General features: G+C 39.7%; 13 protein-coding genes. 8 read left to right on the top strand and 5 right to left on the bottom strand.

All coding sequences use genetic code 11. The features are described from left to right. Nucleotides 1-90: 90 nt before the first annotated feature. A complete protein-coding gene (locus tag G3R48_RS14875) occupies nucleotides 91-402 on the top strand; it encodes a ComEA family DNA-binding protein (RefSeq protein ID WP_153662241.1) in 312 nt (103 codons plus the stop codon). Nucleotides 403-508: 106 nt separating this feature from the next. Here the strand turns inward: G3R48_RS14875 and G3R48_RS14870 are convergent, their stop codons facing one another. Beyond that, a complete protein-coding gene (locus G3R48_RS14870; RefSeq protein WP_153662239.1) occupies nucleotides 509-1,246 on the bottom strand; it encodes a YciK family oxidoreductase in 738 nt (245 codons plus the stop codon). Nucleotides 1,247-1,505: 259 nt separating this feature from the next. On the opposite strand from G3R48_RS14870, the gene G3R48_RS14865 reads away from it, so the two are divergent. Both G3R48_RS14865 and sohB read left to right on the top strand, forming a co-directional pair. Further along, a complete protein-coding gene (locus G3R48_RS14865; RefSeq protein WP_153662237.1) occupies nucleotides 1,506-4,007 on the top strand; it encodes a VolA/Pla-1 family phospholipase in 2,502 nt (833 codons plus the stop codon). A 157-nt stretch (nucleotides 4,008-4,164) separates the two neighbouring features. Beyond that, nucleotides 4,165-5,175: a protease SohB gene (gene sohB, locus G3R48_RS14860; RefSeq protein WP_153662235.1), complete on the top strand. Its 1,011-nt coding sequence runs from the start codon at nucleotides 4,165-4,167 to the stop codon at nucleotides 5,173-5,175. Nucleotides 5,176-5,243: 68 nt separating this feature from the next. Here sohB and G3R48_RS14855 read toward each other — a convergent pair whose 3' ends face one another. Continuing rightward, nucleotides 5,244-6,311: a DUF3083 family protein gene (locus G3R48_RS14855; RefSeq protein ID WP_153662233.1), complete on the bottom strand. Its 1,068-nt coding sequence runs from the start codon at nucleotides 6,309-6,311 to the stop codon at nucleotides 5,244-5,246. Nucleotides 6,312-6,462: 151 nt separating this feature from the next. Further along, a complete protein-coding gene (locus G3R48_RS14850) occupies nucleotides 6,463-7,020 on the bottom strand; it encodes an arylesterase (protein WP_153662231.1) in 558 nt (185 codons plus the stop codon). Nucleotides 7,021-7,084: 64 nt separating this feature from the next. Here G3R48_RS14850 and G3R48_RS14845 point away from each other — a divergent pair, with 64 nt between their 5' ends. From G3R48_RS14845 to G3R48_RS14830, 4 genes are all read left to right on the top strand, one after another. Beyond that, a complete protein-coding gene (locus G3R48_RS14845; protein ID WP_153662229.1) occupies nucleotides 7,085-7,846 on the top strand; it encodes an ABC transporter ATP-binding protein in 762 nt (253 codons plus the stop codon). Beyond that, nucleotides 7,846-10,329: an ABC transporter permease gene (locus G3R48_RS14840; RefSeq protein WP_153662227.1), complete on the top strand. Its 2,484-nt coding sequence runs from the start codon at nucleotides 7,846-7,848 to the stop codon at nucleotides 10,327-10,329. Before G3R48_RS14845 ends, G3R48_RS14840 begins: the two co-directional genes overlap by 1 nt. Before the next feature lie 942 nt (nucleotides 10,330-11,271). Next, the gene (locus G3R48_RS14835; protein ID WP_153662225.1) at nucleotides 11,272-13,560 is read left to right on the top strand and encodes a PKD domain-containing protein; all 2,289 of its coding nucleotides are present in this window, start codon (nucleotides 11,272-11,274) and stop codon (nucleotides 13,558-13,560) included. 286 nt (nucleotides 13,561-13,846) lie between these two features. Then, nucleotides 13,847-14,743, top strand: coding sequence for a LysR family transcriptional regulator (locus tag G3R48_RS14830; protein ID WP_153662223.1), 897 nt, complete (start codon nucleotides 13,847-13,849; stop codon nucleotides 14,741-14,743). 286 nt (nucleotides 14,744-15,029) lie between these two features. Here G3R48_RS14830 and G3R48_RS14825 read toward each other — a convergent pair whose 3' ends face one another. Continuing rightward, nucleotides 15,030-15,920, bottom strand: coding sequence for a TIGR01777 family oxidoreductase (locus G3R48_RS14825; protein ID WP_153662221.1), 891 nt, complete (start codon nucleotides 15,918-15,920; stop codon nucleotides 15,030-15,032). A 120-nt stretch (nucleotides 15,921-16,040) separates the two neighbouring features. Then, nucleotides 16,041-16,412, bottom strand: coding sequence for a dihydroneopterin triphosphate 2'-epimerase (gene folX, locus G3R48_RS14820; RefSeq protein WP_153662219.1), 372 nt, complete (start codon nucleotides 16,410-16,412; stop codon nucleotides 16,041-16,043). 136 nt (nucleotides 16,413-16,548) lie between these two features. Between folX and G3R48_RS14815 the strand changes: the two genes are divergently transcribed. Continuing rightward, complete coding sequence (locus G3R48_RS14815; RefSeq protein ID WP_153662217.1) at nucleotides 16,549-17,631, top strand: AI-2E family transporter; 1,083 nt, start codon at nucleotides 16,549-16,551, stop codon at nucleotides 17,629-17,631. Nucleotides 17,632-17,724: the final 93 nt, after the last annotated feature.

The raw sequence follows: 17,724 nt of genomic DNA, 5'->3' as shown, positions 1-17,724 counted from the left end.
AAATATGTGATCACCTGCAACTAAGTTACTCATTGCTGGCCATGGACAGGGATAAAGGCCGGTTACAGCTGAGGATTTAAGGAGAATAAAATGAAACGATTTAAATTAGTTACTTTACTTGTTGGTATGTTGGGCGCTGCGTCACCGTTAATGGCTGCTGATGGTATGTCTCAACAAAATGTGACACCGAAAAGCCAACAACAGGTTGCTTCGATGGTTAATATTAATAAAGCAAATATTGATCAATTACAGCAACTTAAAGGTGTAGGTAAGAAAAAAGCGCAAGCAATTATGAAGTATCGACAAACAAATGGAGAATTTAAGACGGTAGAACAGATCACCGAGGTGTCTGGTATTGGTGAGAACTTCATTAAACTCAATGGGAAAAATATTGCACTTTAATTATTAATATTATTTTTCGTTAACCAATTAAAACGGAAGCATTTGCTTCCGTTTTTGTTTGAGTGCACCGGATTGTTACGTGGCACAGACTTTAGTTTACAAACCGTTATTGTGCGCTAAAGGTTTGCCCATTTTCCTTAACCGAATCATCTGCCACTAAATATAAATATGTCGGTATGATTTCTTCGGCTGTTTTTAATGTTAATGGGTCTTCTGCGGGGTAGGCTTTAGCGCGCATTTCAGTTCTTGTTGCCCCCGGGTTGATACTGTTGACACGCACAGAAGTGCCATCGCATTCATCAGCTAACACTTGCATCATTCCTTCTGTGGCAAATTTAGAAATGGCATAAGGCCCCCAGTAAGCTCGGCCTTTTCTGCCAACACCGCTTGAAGTAAAGATGATAGAGGCATTAGGGGCTTTACGTAACACAGGCAATAGGGCTTTGGTCATCACTGCTGGCGCGCTAACGTTGATTTTTAACACATCCTCTAACGATTGAGCATCCATATGTTCAAACGGGCCTAATGCGCCTAATAAAGAAGCGTTATGAAGTACACCGTCTAAATGACCAAATTGCTCTTCAATGGTTTGCGCCATGTCAATGTAATGTTGTTCAGTTGCCCCTTTTAAATCTAATGGAATAATCGCTGGTTGTGGGCTGCCTTGTGCAACAATTAAATCGTAGACATTTTCGAGTTTTTTAACTGTTTTGCCTAATAAAATAACAGTGGCACCAAATTGTGAAAAACTCAGTGCTGCAGCTTTTCCAATCCCATCACCTGCACCAGTAATAAGAATTGTTTTGTTGTTTAAGAAATCTTTTGTCGCTTGAAATTCCAACATGATCTAATCATTCCTAAAGGCGTAAATGCCCATTAAATCTAAATTTACTTAGCTGGCAAACGCTTGTTTTAAACAAATGACTGACAAAATAAAATTGAAGTGGCATTCATATGTAACAAACTTGTAGCTAACTCGCTAATTTTACGTTAACTTGAGATAAATTAAGGACAAAAATATGTCCTTTTGGTCATCATTTAACACTATTGTGACCAATTTTTTGGGGAAACAAAACAATTACAACAAGATTTGGGGAAAAAAGATGAAAAGACTCATTCTGGGTATTGCAATAACATCTGCGTTAGGACTAACTGCTTGTTCTGAGGATAGTTTTAATAAAGCAAAAAATAATGCTGAAACCCTTGTTCCAGTGTCTCAGTTAGTATTTGATCCTGCAGCCGGTGAAGTGCCACTTCCAAATGATTTACTTTTTAATGGTACCACTGACGGTACGCTGAGTATTCCTGGTGAAGATGGGACAGATTATATTAATCCGCAATATGCACTTGGTGCCCTTGATGGATGGTCAACGACATCTCCTATCTCTATCACAATTGAACTTGCACAAAATAACGGTGTTCCATTAACGCTAGATGCCACTTCAGTTGCTCAGCCTGGTGCGATTCGTATGTTTGAAGCAACCACCGGTGGTGCACTATCAAGCGACCCTGAATGCGCTGCTGAGTTAAGTGTTTCGGCATGTAAAGTGGGTGCTGAGTTACAATATGGTGTTGATTTTGTCACCCAAGGCGCAGGGGAAACCTTGGCCATTATCCCTCTCAAACCACTCAAACCCAATCAATCATATATTTATGCTACAACCCGTTTAATTGAAGATTCGTTAGGCCGTGCTATTGAGCCATCTTCAACTTACGGGCTGCTTAAATTAGACATCGAAACCAAACCATTAGAAACACCTGATCAATTATTTTTACAAGGGTTAGTAAATAGTTATGAAAAAGGATTAGCGGCGGCACATGGTGTTGACGCGGAGACATTAACTTATACCGGCTTATTTACCACACAATCTGTTGCTGACGTTTATGAAACAAGTAAGTTGCTTATGGCCGCAGACCCACGCTACACACCTTCATTTACACAAGTACCGACCCCCATGTCTAATGGTGCCGGTGGCATTGTCACGGTTGCGCAAATGGCTCAACTGACCAGTGCTGATGGCCTTGCTTATGTGGTTTCGGACCTTGCTGATGTATATACCGCAAAAATTAATTTGCCTATTTATGGTGATTGTTCTTCTGCGCAATGTGTTATTCCGATTATCGATGGGGTTCCTAGCGCGCCAAATGGTCGCTGGATGGCTCGTGGTGATAGTCCTATCTCGGTGCTTTCAGCGCTGCAAGCTGGCACATTAAGCAATGCAAGTTTTGCCGCCCAAGCAATTGCACAAGGGATTGACCCACAAGCTGCTATGACAAACCCTGCGCTACTAGCTGGTTATGAGTGGATGCTGGAGGATGGCACAGCTGCAGATAAGACGAAACATTTAACAAAATTCAATCCCATTGCAAAAGTATCACACTGGGAAGAAGTTAATGTGTTGATTACCTTGCCAAACCTTGCAAAAGTTCAGGCATTTACCAGTGCAAATAATTTACCTTTTAGCTTACCAACAGCAGGCTGGCCAACGACCATTGCTATGCATGGTTTAGGTGGCGGTAAAGAAATGTCATTAGCTTATGCGGGTATGTATGCTGCGGCAGGTGTGGCAACAGTCTCTATTGATATGCCGCTTCATGGTGAACGGTCATTTGATGCAAATGGTGATGGTATATACGACATGTCAGCAACTTCACCTGAGTTTGCTGCTTCTATTGGCAAAGCTGCAGAGTTTGCTACTGGTAATCCTTTAGTATTTGTCAACGTATCTAGCACACTTACCGTTCGTGATAATTTTCGCCAAGCTACGCTTGATCATCTTGGTCTAAGGTTGTTACTGACGGGGTTAGCTAGCAATCTAGCTGCGGCGGGAGAAACACCTGTATTTGATGCCAATAACGTCAGCATTCAAGGTTTAAGTTTAGGTGGTATTGTGGGGTCAATGGCCACCAATTATGCTAATACAGGGTTAATTAACCCTCAAACGGGTGAAGCACTACCAAATGCCTATGCCGTTAATGCTGCATCACTTGTTGCACCATCGGGTGGATTAGCCGGTTCATTTGTTGGCTCCGAAACCTTTGGTCCCGTGTTATATAGCACTGTACTGGCGTCGTCTTCGTTCCAAGCGTTAGTTGATGAAGCGAATACTCAAAATTATCAACAAGGCTCTGCAGAATATACTGCATTAGTGAATGCTGTGTACGAAAGCTTTATCCCCACCTTTGCATTTGCGGTTCAAACGGCAATTGACTCTGCTGACCCTATTAACCATGCTGCGTCGCTTGCGCAGTCGCAAACGCCTATTCATTTAATTGAAGTAGTGGGTGATGAAACTAACTTAGGCGATCAAGTATTACCTAATCGTGTAGATAGTTTCCCACTATCAGGCACAGAACCCTTTATTACTGCTTTAGGGCTAGATTGTGTGGCAACAACGACGGCAGGTTCTGGTGCTGTGCGCTTTGCCAAAGGGCATCACAGTTCATTGGTGAGCCCAAGTGAAATACCAAATGTCACTGATGGTATGGCGGCTTATGCAACCGCTGAAATGCAACAACAGGTAACGGGTTTTGCGCAATCTGCAGCGTCAGGTATGGCGTCAATTGTGGTGACTAACCCTGGTGTGTTAGCAAGCTGTGATTAGTATTTAAGCGATTGATTAAAGCCCAGCATTTGCTGGGCTTTTTTGTGTCTATAGCAACGAAAGATAGCTGGATTGTGTGGCATGAATTATTTATGTCATATGCGAATGCTGTTACTATTGGGCCAGTATTTTTATGATTTTTCGATTGGAGTAGGTTTTGGAATTTTTAACACAGTACGGCATGTTTCTCGCTAAAGCCGTGACCGTTGTCGTGGCTATTCTAGCCGTGGTGATTTTTACTTTAGCATCAAGTATGAAAAATAAAGCTGAAAAAGGTGAGCTTAAAATCACTGATATTTCAGAGAGATTAGCTGATTTAGCGCATGATTTAAAAGAAGAATTATTATCTAAAAAGCAATTTAAAGCTTATGAGAAAGAAGTAAAAGAAAAACAAAAACAAGCAGATAAAGCGGATGAAAAACGTAATAAAGTCTTTGTTTTAGATTTTAAAGGCAGTATTGATGCCAATGAAGTGACTTCATTAAGAGAAGAAGTCACTGCTGTTTTAACGATTGCAGAACAGGGTGATGAAGTCTTAGTGAATGTTGAAAGTGGCGGTGGAATGGTACACGGCTACGGTTTAGCTTCTAGTCAATTAGACCGTATTCGCCAAGCGAATATTCCATTAAATGTTTGTGTCGATAAAGTCGCCGCCTCAGGTGGTTACATGATGGCATGTGTTGCCGATAAAGTCTTTGCAGCTCCATTTGCTATTGTCGGCTCTATTGGTGTTGTTGCTCAGTTGCCTAACTTTAATCGCTTATTGAAAAAACATGAAATTGACTATGAGCAACATACCGCGGGTAACTTTAAACGAACCTTGACTGTATTTGGTGAAAATACCGATGAAGGTAGAGGTAAGTTCCAGGAAGAACTGGAAGAAACACATGTTTTGTTTAAGTCATTTGTGAGTAAATACCGTCCTGATATGGATATTTCTAAAGTGGCAACCGGTGAACATTGGTATGGACAACAAGCAATTGAGCTTGGTTTAGTCGATGAAATTTCAACTAGCGATGATGTCGTACTTAATTTTGCTAAAAGCCATCAAGTGATTCAAATTAAGTACCAGACCCGTAAAAAGTTAGCAGACAAAATAGCCCATGGTGCTTCTTTATCAGTTAACTCAGTTATTAATCGTGTTATTGAGCGCTCGAATCAAGTGTAATGACTTAGATTACTCAATAAAAAACGGCAGATTTTTAATCTGCCGTTTTTTATTGCCAAAAGCGATGTTTACGCTTTGTAACTTAAGTGCTGGTGGAAACGAATCGTTAAGTCCACATGTTCTTTGTCAAAGGTATATTGTTTAATAAATTTACGCATGGCTTCTTCAACTTGGTTCATAAAGCGGCCATACCCCTCGTCAATGACATCTTCTTTGCCTGCAACAACCACAAAGCGGATGACTTCAGCCACTTCGTCATGGTTCCAATGACACACGGGTTTGTGCTCGCTTATATTTGGGTCAAAACCAATCACTTGGAATTCATCGGTGCTATTTAATTCATCAAATTTACTGTTACGTACTAATGGCACTTTACCGTTAGCAATAACAGCCAATTTGGTTAATTGTTTCGATTTTGCAGCCTCTATGAAGTTGTCACAAAGTGCTTGATAGCTGCTGTTATAATCTGTTGCAGTGTCATCAAGTAACTGATTTTTTAATTTTCTACCGACTGGCAAGGTGATAAGGACGTAGTTTAAGCTGCTGACATCTTCTGGTAGTTCACATTCACGGCGTTGGTAACGATTATTTAGCACCCGCAATTTATAGGCATAGCTTTCTTTGTTACCTTTGTTTTTGGCAAAAAAGTCATATGAGATATGTTGATGATCTCGGACTTTAATGGCCAATGACTGCGTTGGCAACATTGGTTTTAATGCATTGTTAAATGCTTGAATTTTTGCATGGAAACTTGCTGCGTTATTTCTAAGCTCAGTTCCCGTAGATAAAAAGACGATTTTTAGTTTTTTAGCACGGTAACCGCTAGTCATGTGTAAACGGTTAGCTTCATGATGTGCAGGATTATAAAAAAAACGTAATTGTTCTTGTGTTGGGAAGCAATAAGATTCAGCGTGATAGCGAACAACAGGGAGCTTATCGGTTGCTACAACATGTACGTTGTACAGCTCAAACTCTTCAGCGAGCTTAAAAACAAGATGACTAAACTCACGGTAACAATCATCAATATTGTCATAGTGATTAACGAATTCATCTGTTAGAGGGAAACCTACGGTAATAAATTGGTTTTTTCGAGCGGAAGTAGGTAAGTATACTTTTTTCTGACGACTGGCTGACATGATAGTTCCTTTTTGCCATAGGGTTTAGTCGAATTTAGTGAAGATATTGCTTTTATTAGCATTATCATAACGGGCTAACCTTAAAATAATATGACTTTAAAAGCACTATTTAGAAACATAAAGTGAACTTTGAGTCACAATTTAGCTGTAATTATTTAACTTTTAGTGCTTTTTCTATCCAAGGTTGCATCCATTGAGTTATTTGAGGTTGTGCTTGTGCGTTTGGATGAATGCTGTCGCGTTGCATTAAGGCTTTATTCGGGGCGATTTCTTGCATAAAGAATGGGGCTAAAGGGATATCGTAGTCACTGGCTAACTGATGATAGACCTTGGTGAACATACTGCTGTATCTCGGGCCGTAATTCGGTGGCACCATGATTTCAGTTAGTAAGACTTTTGCACCATGATCAATCGATAATTCAATGATATTTGTAAGATTTGATTTCAGTTGTTTAGGATTAAATCCACGCAAACCATCATTGCCACCGAGCTCAATTACCACTAAATCAATTTGTTGTAAATCCAGTAAACTCGGGAGTCTGCGTAATCCTCCTGCTGTAGTTTCTCCGCTCACTGAGCCATTAATTATGTTATGTTCTGGTAAACGTTGTTGTAACAAATTGACCCAACCTTGGTCTTCATCAATGCCATAACCTGCACTTAGACTATCACCTAAGATTAAAATCGTGGCAGCATAGGTTGGTGCCATCAAGCTAACTAACAACCCTAAAACCAGTGCCGTGCGTTTAATAGATAAAACAAAGAAGGATCGTATGTCGACAAACAGTGAGTTAATTGCAAGTGCCATTTGTGTTAGTAACCTCAATAAAACGGTAGTGACCCAAGAGGGAGAGCTTACTATCCTCAATGGCATTAATATGGATGTCAAGCAGGGAGAAAGTGTTGCTATTCTCGGTCCCTCTGGTTCTGGAAAGTCTACTTTACTAGGATTGCTTGCCGCGCTTGATACGCCGACATCAGGTGAGATAATGCTTGATGGTGTGGAATTGTCTGTGCTCAATGAAGAACAAAAAGCTGCGCTTAGAAAGAAAAAAGTCAGCTTTATCTTTCAATCTTTCATGCTTGTTGACACCTTAACGGCATTAGAAAATGTCATGCTGCCTGCTGAATTAGCAGGCGTTATTGATGCAAAATCAAAAGCTGAGAACATGCTTGAACGCGTGGGATTAGGGCATCGTTTAACTCATTTACCTAAGCAATTATCGGGTGGAGAGCAACAACGTGTCGCTATTGCTCGGGCTTTTATTTGTGAGCCCAAAGTGTTGTTTGCCGACGAACCCACCGGAAACCTTGACAGTGTTAATGGTGAAAAAATTGCTGATATGTTGTTCGCGTTAAACCAAGAAAGTGACACAACATTAGTGTTAGTCACCCACGACCTGCAATTAGCGCAGCGCTGCGCCAGACAATTAACCATGGAAGTTGGCCATTTAACAGAAACAACCAAGAGCTTACCAGCAAATGATGTTCACTCAGCGGTTGAGCAAACGCCTCATAAAGCGGAGGTTGTTTAATGTCTTGGCAACTTGCGTGGCGATTATTTAAACGAGAATTGAGCCAAGGTCAGTTAATTCTGATTGTCTTGGCAATCACCCTAGCAGTGCTTTCTGTTAGCGGCCTTGCTCGGGTTAGTGAGCGATTACAAGTGGCAATTAATGGTGAAGCAGCAAACTTTATTGCCGCCGATCGTATTATTAACTCTCCTGTGGCAATTGCACCTGAAATACTGACAATTGCTGAAGATATTGGCTTAAAACATGTGACCAATATGCAGTTTAACTCGATGGTTTATGCTGATGATAATTTCCAGTTAGTGACCATAAAAGCTGTCGGGGAGGCTTACCCGTTAAAAGGCGTGATCGAACTCAATAGTGGCGAAACATCATCACTGCCATCAAAGCATCAAGCTTGGTATGAAAATCGTCTTGGCGGCTTATTGAATTACCCTAAACACGTTGAGCTGGGTGATGTGAAGTTTGATATGGCAGCTGAAATTAGCCGCTTACCCGATGGCGGCTTTAATCCGTTCGCATCGTCCCCAGTGTTATTAATTCGGTTAGCGGATGTGGCTGATACAGGCATTATTCAGCCGGGAAGCCGGGTGACTTATTTATATCAATTTACGGGTAATCCGCAGCAATTAACTCAGTTTGAAACGCAAGTAAAACCCATGTTGAATAATTCACAACGTTGGGTTGATGTGCAGTCAGGCGATTCTCCTATTGCGTCAGCGGTAAAAAGGGCTGAACGCTTTTTATTGTTGGCCAGTTTACTGGGGATTGCATTAGCATGTGCCGCCATTGGCATTGCTGCGCAGCGTTATTGTCAACGACATTATGACGTGGTGGCAATGCTGAAAACATTTGGTGCATCTGGTAAACAAATCCGTCAAATTTTTACATTGCATTTATTGCTAGTGACGGGGCTTGGTATTTTGCTCGGGCTCATTGGTGGGATGTTACTAGACTACGCCATTAATGGGTTCTTACCTGCTGAAATAGCGGCATACTCGCCGCCGTATTTACGACCGATTATGCTTGGCGTGGCAACAGGACTGATAAGCGCGTTTATGTTTTCTGCTTATCCATTATTGCGGTTGTTATCTATTCCACCACTGCGAGTGTTACAAAATCAATTAGAAGGCTTGCAAGTCGGAATGTGGCTGCATTTATTGCTAAGTCTTAGTGCGATGGCATTACTCGGTTACTTATATTCTCAAAGCATTGAACTGACGATGACCGTGGTTTCTGCGGTGTTACTGCTTGGTTTATTATTAAGTGTACTTGGATTTGTCATGGTGCGTATTGGCCACGGCGTTGGTATGAAAACCACCAATCCCTTGCAGCTAGCCTTGGCAGGTTTACGCCGCAGAGCCAAACAAAATGCAGTGCAATTAGTCGGCTTTAGTAGTGCTTTAGTATTGTTATTGACTATTTTGGCCTTAAGGCAAGATCTACTTAATGAATGGCAAAAGCAATTGCCAGAAAATGCTCCTAATTACTTTTTGGTTAATATCGCCCCTGAAGACACCAAACCGTTAGATGATTTTCTTGATAGCAATAACATCATTGCTACTGATATTTATCCGGTGATCCGCGGCCGCTTAACCCACATTAACGATGAAAAGTTGATTTCACGAGATCAACATAAAAACGGCACCCAAGGGCGGGTAGGGATTTCACGTGAGCTAAATTTAACATTTCGTGACACGTTACCACCTAATAATGAAATAACTCAAGGGACATTTAATCAAACAGATGATGAAGTATCAGTGGAGTCAGGGGTGGCTGAACGCCTTGGTTTGAGCTTAGGTGATACCTTAACTTTTTCAATTGATAATCAACGAGTCAATGTCACGGTTGCCAGTATTAGAACCGTGCAGTGGGAAACGTTGCAACCTAACTTCTTTATGATTTTTCGCCCTAAAGCATTGCAAGGCTTTGCATATACCTCGATGGCGAGTTTTCATTTAGATGACGAAACATTAGCAATTAATGGCAGCAAACTTACAGCGAATGCATTGGTATTACAGCTAATTCAACAATTCCCGACTATCTCTGTGATTGATGTTGGAGCCATGGTTGGTCAATTACGACAAATTATCGACCAAGTATCGTTATCGTTATCTCTGGTTTTGGCATTAGTGTTGTTGGCCAGTGCATTAGTGTTAATTGCCCAAACCGAAGCGGGAATGGCCACACGGCAACGAGAATTAGCAGTACTAAGAACTTTCGGCGCATCCGGTTGGTTATTACGCAGTGCGACTGGGTTTGAATTTGCTTTACTGGGGGCGATAGCTGGATTTTTAGCGGTCATTGTCGCCGAGTTTGCTTTGTATATGCTTAAAACACAGGTGTTTGAGTTAGTGGTTTATATGCATTGGCCTTGGTGGGCCATTTCGCCATTAGCGGGGGCATTTGTTGTGGCAGTATTAGGCATGTGGCGCTGTAGACAGTTATTGAATCAATCTTGTGGTGCATTACTTAAAGCGGGTTAATGGTCTGATTGGCTAACAATAAGTCATGTGGCCACTCTGATAACTGCGACGCTCATACATAGGATAATAAGAAGTCAACGGGGGAAATAGTCCGCTCTTCTGGCTAAAGATAAACAACAAAGTGGCAAACGTTATCGTCATTTACCTCAAAAGCACAAATGCTATAGCAAAGGCAATAAAGATAAGGAGCCGGCAATATAAAATGCAATACCAATTGATAAGCGGCCAGACAGAGTAGAAAGTGGAGAAAGCGATGGTGATTGGGAAATTGATACTGTGCTAGGTAAGCCTAATGGCGGCACCATGGTGTCGATGATAGAGGCCCAAGGCGCGATTTTATTTAGCTAAAACGTTAATTCAACATCTGCGTTTGTCGTGACTTAGGTCGCTATCGGCTGGCTGGAAACTTATCAGGATGATGTACTCATGATGACGACTGATAATTTGCAGGACATGAAACCAGATTACAAGCTTTAGGTGCAAAGGTATATTTGGCTCATCAGAGCGAAGTGCGAATGAGAACGCTATTTAAAACATTCTGATTTTAAGGGAGGGTTACAGTTACCCATAGCAAAATAACAGTTAAACAGGAAGTAAATGGAGTTTAAAACGTGATTTTCTTTAACTAAACACCCCCCTAATATTGAGGTCAAAATGTCGATATAAATAAGTGAAAATAATCTAAAACGCGGTAAATGAACTTCACTGCACCAAAATAAAGGCTCATGTTGAACATCAGCGACGAAATATTCAAATAACCTTACTGAATTGATAAATAGTCGACATTACAAATTGTTACGCTAAGGTGACTATATTCGATTGTTTAGTTATCAGATGCTACTTACAATACCGGAAAATTGACTGGTTAGGTTGCATGTTTGATGTATGAATAATACTTCAAGGACTCTGACCCTAATAAATTAGAATAAGTAAGGGAAGTTCATGAAAGTTGTTGTTTGTTTGTTACTTGTAGCAATTCTGTCTGCCTGTGGAAGTGAGAGTGACTCACCAGCAGACCCAGTCGCACCTCCTGTTCCAGAGAATAAGCCTCCTATAATTGAAGTCGTTAGTGAGCTAAATATTGATGAGCGGTCTATTGCCGTAATTAGTGCTACAGCTACTGATGAAGACGGAACTGTTGCAAGCTACACATGGAAACAGGAATCAGGGATACCTGTTTCTATAGAAAATGCCAATACTGCTACTGTTTCTTTTATGGCTCCGGAAGTAAATGAAGATGAAAAACTAACTTTTTCGTTAACCGTTACTGACAATGATGGCGGCATATCTGAGGCGTTGGTCACGGTATTAATAAGCAATGTTAATGAACTACCTATAATTGACGTCGTTAGTGAACTAAATATTGATGAGCGGTCTATTGCCGTAATTAGTGCTACAGCCACTGATAAAGACGGAACTATTGCAAGCTATATATGGAAACAGGAATCAGGGATACCTGTTTCTATAGAAAATGCCAATACTGCTACTGTTTCTTTTATGGCACCGGAAGTAAATGAAGATGAAAAACTAACTTTTTCGTTAACCGTTACTGACAATGATGGCGGCATATCTGAAGCGTTGGTCATGGTATTAGTCAATAAAGTTGAACCAAATTCAATTAACCTTAATGTATCTATATCTAATGAAAGTCTTGAGGGCTTATCTGAAATACAGTGGATAGTTTCAGATGAAAAGGAAACTATTTTCAAAACATTTGCTCAAGTTACAACTGACACATTATCTATACAAGCTGAATTAATACAACAAACAAACGGTGAATGGCTTGGGGTTATTAAAGGTGTTCCAGAAAATACCGAACTTACTTTTGAATCTTATAGTGTCGATTTTGCAGGTAATCAGCTTTACCATTATTCGGAAGAAAAATCATTTTTAGGATCAGAAGAACTGCTTGAAGTTACGCAAATAGCAATTGAAGAAAAAATTATCACAGAAGAACCTATTGATCTTTGTAAGATTTATACAGATAAAGATGGCAACCTTTTTGAACTTGAATTTAAAGAAAATACAAAAGAAGATGGAACTATTTTTAAGCATACAGGTTACAGGAAAGAGGGAGAGTTCATCTGGCACAACCATTGCGGACCTGCATATTCGGAATATTATGCCTCGGGTTTAAAGTATAGGGACTCATACTACTTTGAGGATGTAGAGTATAATAACGGTGATATTTCATACATTAGCTACTATAACAATTTTGGCTTTGATGGTGAGCAGGCTAAAAAAGAAATTAATAGAAAAGATGAGAATGGTGAATATTTTCTTTTTAAAGATGAACCGTCAAGAATTACCTATTATCAATCAGGTCGTGTAACATATAAAACTTGGCATGAAGGTGACTCTTTTGGTAGAGCATTTGGACCAGACCAAATTCGCTATGCTGATGTTGAAGGTAACCATTACACTAATATGTGGTGGTATAATCTAGCTCAAATGAAAACAAAACGTAAAGATTTCAATGTCGATGGAACAGCTAAAGATTGTATTTATTTTAATAGTGAGGGTGATTACGAAGTAGTAGATTATCAATGTGTAAATGAAGCTAGATTAGATGCTGAGTATAACGTTAATGGTAATATTGAACCGATTGATATTTGCAATAACTACATTGACTCAGACGGCTCTGTTTATCCGATTACAACTCAAGAAAGCAATGGTTATGTAACAACTGGCTATACCAAGAACAATCAGTATATTTATCACAATGAATGCTCTGCAGCTATGACTCGTTTTTATGAAAGTGGTAACGCTGAAAACAGTTGGGTATTTATAAGTGGTATAAATACTAATCCAGAAGGTTTCACATCTACTGGCTATTACGATGCAGTTGATAGCAATGGTAATGCAATAAAGCGAATGGATTCTAAGATTGAAAATGGTTTTTATGTGATTTACGATGATAAACCTTCGGTAATCAAGTATTTCACAAATGGCGATGTACAATATAGATCTTGGATGAAAACGACTCCTGATGGTAAATGGGTTTATGGTAGAGATATTGGCCCAGATATTATCAACTACTCATACGGCAATAATGGTTATCAGCAGAAAGATTTATATTGGTACGATGAAGAAAGTAATATGCTTAAACGTAAGTATTATGATGATGAAGGTAATAAAGATTTTTGTGCTTATTACCTAGATGGCGATAGTTATGTTGATAACATGTGTGAAAATGAGCAACTTTTGGATGAGGAATATAAAATAAATTAGTTACTATAAGCCTGTATAAATTTATAACCACTGAGTCAAATCAGTGGTTTTTTAGTTTTGGCTAATGCTGTATGTTTGGATAGTTACAACTCGACACATTCTAATTGCGCTTCGGTTGTAAACTTCTTTATTATTACCTTATTGGTTCGAGTGATGATAACTCCAATAAAGCGTAGAAGTTTTTTTGTTTAATTTACCGCGGCTGTCAGTGAGTCGTTAAGGTAATTGTGCAAATCATGCAGCGCTATAGTAAAGTCGTGACAGTTATTTTATTTCGGTCATTCTTATGTTAACTCCTAATTATTTAGTGACATTTATTAAGCTCGTTGAAGTGGGGCATTTTGGTCAGACAGCAGAGCAACTGTATATGACGCAACCTGGCGTGACGCAACATATTAAAAAATTAGAGCAACAAGTGGGAATGGCGTTAATTAATCGAATAGGTAAACGGTTTGAACTGACTCATGAAGGAGACAAGTTATATCGTTACGCCAAAGAACTTGTTAAGCAGCAAGCCGATTTTCTTGAGCAACTCAGTCAAGACAACCCAATGAAAGGGCTGTGTAAAGTTGCTTGTTCGGGATCATTAGCAATGCTGCTTTATCCGCAGCTGGTGGCACACCAACAACAATTTCCGCAATTAACCATTTCACTTGAAGCCGCCCCTAATCAACGCATTATTGAGAGTGTACTTAGTAATGAGATTGATATTGGAGTGATCACTCAGCAAGTGAGTCATCCCGCACTAAATATTTCAGTATTAGGTAAACAAAAATTATGTTTGGTGTTGCCACAATATTGTGCGCAAATGCCAATATCTATCGACTCATTACATCATATTGGGATGATTAATCATCCTGATGGTAAGCATTATTGGCATCAACTTAGTGGACATTATTTTTCTACGCAGTTAGCGCAAGCGAATCAGGTGCCAATTACTGGTTATGTAAACCAGTTGAATCATATTTTATTACCGGTTTCTAAAGGGTTGGGTTTTACGGTGCTACCAGAATTTGCCGTACTGCATTCGCCATTTTTACAAAAGGTACATATTGCCAGTGGATTAGGGACCGATGACAATCTAGAGTACGTGGCAGAACCACTATTATTAATCCACAAAAATGCCCGAGAGTTGCCCGCGCGATATCAAGCGATTATCGACATCATCAATGCTTGTGTATGATGCAAATGGCAAGAATGTGCGGTATTGGTATGTGAAGAGTGAAGAGTGCTTAACAAGCTAAACACTCAAAGAGTCGTTAGATATACCTGCTGTAATTTCAATGTCAGTATCAATTCTCTCAATTAACGGTTAAAACTTATCAATCAATGGCTAACAAGGCGATAGTGTGGTGAGTTTTTAATACTTAAGGCAATGTGAAGAAGCGTTAATTACGTGCAAAAGAAACTGACTATAAAACGCAGTCTAAGCATAACGTAACATTATATACATGGTTCATTTGGCATTGTTAACTCACAACGTCTTTTAACGCATCAAGCAGATCGGGTTGTTTAAATTTGTAGCCAGCTGATAATGCGTGCGTTGGAATGACAAATTGGCCATGAGTCAGTAAATCTGACATTTCTCCCATTGCAGCACGTAGAGCAAATGTAGGGGTAGGGATAAATGTCGGTCGATGCAAACTATGGCCTAATTTTTTTGCAAATTCTGCTTGACTGACGGGAGTCGGTGCGGTGGCGTTGAATATACCGCTAGCTGTTTTATGTTGCAGTAGAAACAATAACAATCCAACCATATCACTCATGTGTATCCAGCTAAAACCTTGTTTGCCGGAACCTATTGGTCCTCCGAGCCCAAGTTTGAATGGCAATAACATTTTAGCCAGTGCGCCACCATTTTTGCCTAAAATTATACCTATTCGCGTCACACACACCCGAGTTTTATCAGATGCGGCTTGCAAGGCTAGTTGTTCCCATTCATGACAAACTCGATGACTAAATTCGTCATGTGGTGGGCTGTCTTCGGTTAATTGATTATCGTCTTGGCGGCCGTAATATCCAATAGCAGAAGCACTAATAAATGTATGGGGTGGTTGTTCACTTCGTTTGATTAGTTGACTAATGGCTGAGGTAATATTCCAACGACTATCACAAATTAATTGTTTTTGTTCGTGTGTCCAACGTTTACCAACAATTGGTTCTCCGGCTAAATTAATGACAGCGTCAATGTCGTTAAGGTTTTCTAGTGCAAAAATTGAGTCAATATATTGATGTTGAGCCCCTAACTTTGCCTGTGCTTGTTTAGGGTTACGGCTTAAAATTAATAACTGATGCTCAGTGAGGGCGTTGACAAGTTGATGTCCAACAAAACCTGTTGCGCCAGTAATTAGGATTTTCATATGTCACCTTTAATCTTTGTTAAAGTGAGAACCATCTACTTGTCTTTGCTGCCAATACATTCGCAAGATACTTTGAGCGTGTTAATTAAGTACGTATCTTTACGGCGCTTTGATCAGCATTTATGCGTTTTTGTGGTAACACAGCTCCATGGAAACCGAATCGGCAAATCGCAATGCGTGGGGTTTATCTATTTCGACACTGGCATATTCAACCCAATCATGGTCGCTGGCAATACTTAATACTTGGCTGGTTAAGTTTTCTAATAATGAAAAACGGTTGTCCTCAATTAATGAGATAATCTTTTTGGTGATAGTCCGATAGTTTAATGCCGCTTGAATATCTTCACTATTGCGAGCGTTTTCGGCACAATAGTGAATTATCACATTCACAATGACATCTTGTTGATTATCAATCTCTTCTTGTTTAATCCCAATATAAGTACGAAGACGTAAGTTTTTAATGCGTATGATGGCTGTATTTGGATTTAACATTCAGTTTTTGTCCTCTAGTCATTTATTTTATTTGTAATTTAAAGGTGTTGATAAGTTTGAATAAATGTAAAGCATTGTCGATTAGCTTAGCATACTGAATGCGTAAAGTTAGCAACTATTAAAAGGTTAAATTTCTATGAAAGGACTTCAAGATTCATCGATGGCAGCACGCGGTTTTATTGTGATGGCTTGCCTTATTGTTATCATGGCAGGCATTAAAGCAGCAAGCCCAATTGTGGTTCCTTTTGTGCTTTCGGCCTTTTTGGCGATGATATGCAATCCAGCGATAGTCATGATGACACGTTACAAAATACCAAAAGGTATCTCTGTGATGATTTTGATGTTGTTTATCGTGCTAATGGGCTTGTGGCTAGCCAGCTTAGTTGGCAGTTCAATTAATGAGTTTTCCAAACAGTTGCCTGTTTATCGCAATCAATTAGTCGAGCAATTTTCGTGGATATTACAAAAACTAAACAGTTTTAATATTCATATTTCAAGAGAGAAAGTTCTCAATTATTTTGATCCAAGCATGGCATTAAGTATGACGACCAACATGCTGTCAGGGCTTGGTAATGTTATGGCAAACTTATTTCTTATCATTTTGACCATTGTTTTTATGTTATTTGAAGCGCAGTCGATGCCTAAAAAGCTACATCTTGCACTCGATGATCCAGATATGCGTTTACAACAAATTGATAAGTTCTTGCATTCAGTCAATCAATATATGTTGATTAAAACCATGGTGAGTATAGCGACAGGTATTATCGTCGGCATTGGCTTAACGATTATTGGTGTCGATTATGCGCTGTTATGGGCGGTGATTGCCTTCTTGTTTAATTACATTCCCAATATTGGTTCTATCATTGCAGCGATTCCTGCCGTATTGTTAGCGTTTATTCAAATGGGCCCTGGTGCTGCTGGGATAACTGCTGCGCTATATCTTGGCACAAATACCATTATGGGCAATGTCATTGAACCTAAATACATGGGTAAAGGACTTGGGCTTTCAACGTTAGTGGTTTTCTTGTCATTAATATTTTGGGGCTGGATGTTAGGCTCGGTTGGTATGTTATTGTCTGTGCCCTTAACCATGATTGTTAAGATAGCTTTAGAGTCGAGCCAATCAGGCAATTGGTTATCCATTATGCTTTCTGATGGTTCTGAATTGGAGCAACAAAACAAAATAGAGGAAGAGACAAAAGAGCAACAAGTGAGTTGATCTTCAACTATTTGTATCATTGATGGCACCTAGCTATTAATACTCATTTTTATGTCAAATTTAGATAACAATCTTATTGTTTGACAGATTTAA

Source organism: Shewanella intestini (genome assembly GCF_018221465.1).
GTDB lineage: Bacteria > Pseudomonadota > Gammaproteobacteria > Enterobacterales > Shewanellaceae > Shewanella > Shewanella intestini.
The sequence above is the reverse complement of the archived record's forward strand: the minus strand, read 5'-3'. Positions and strand labels throughout refer to the sequence as shown.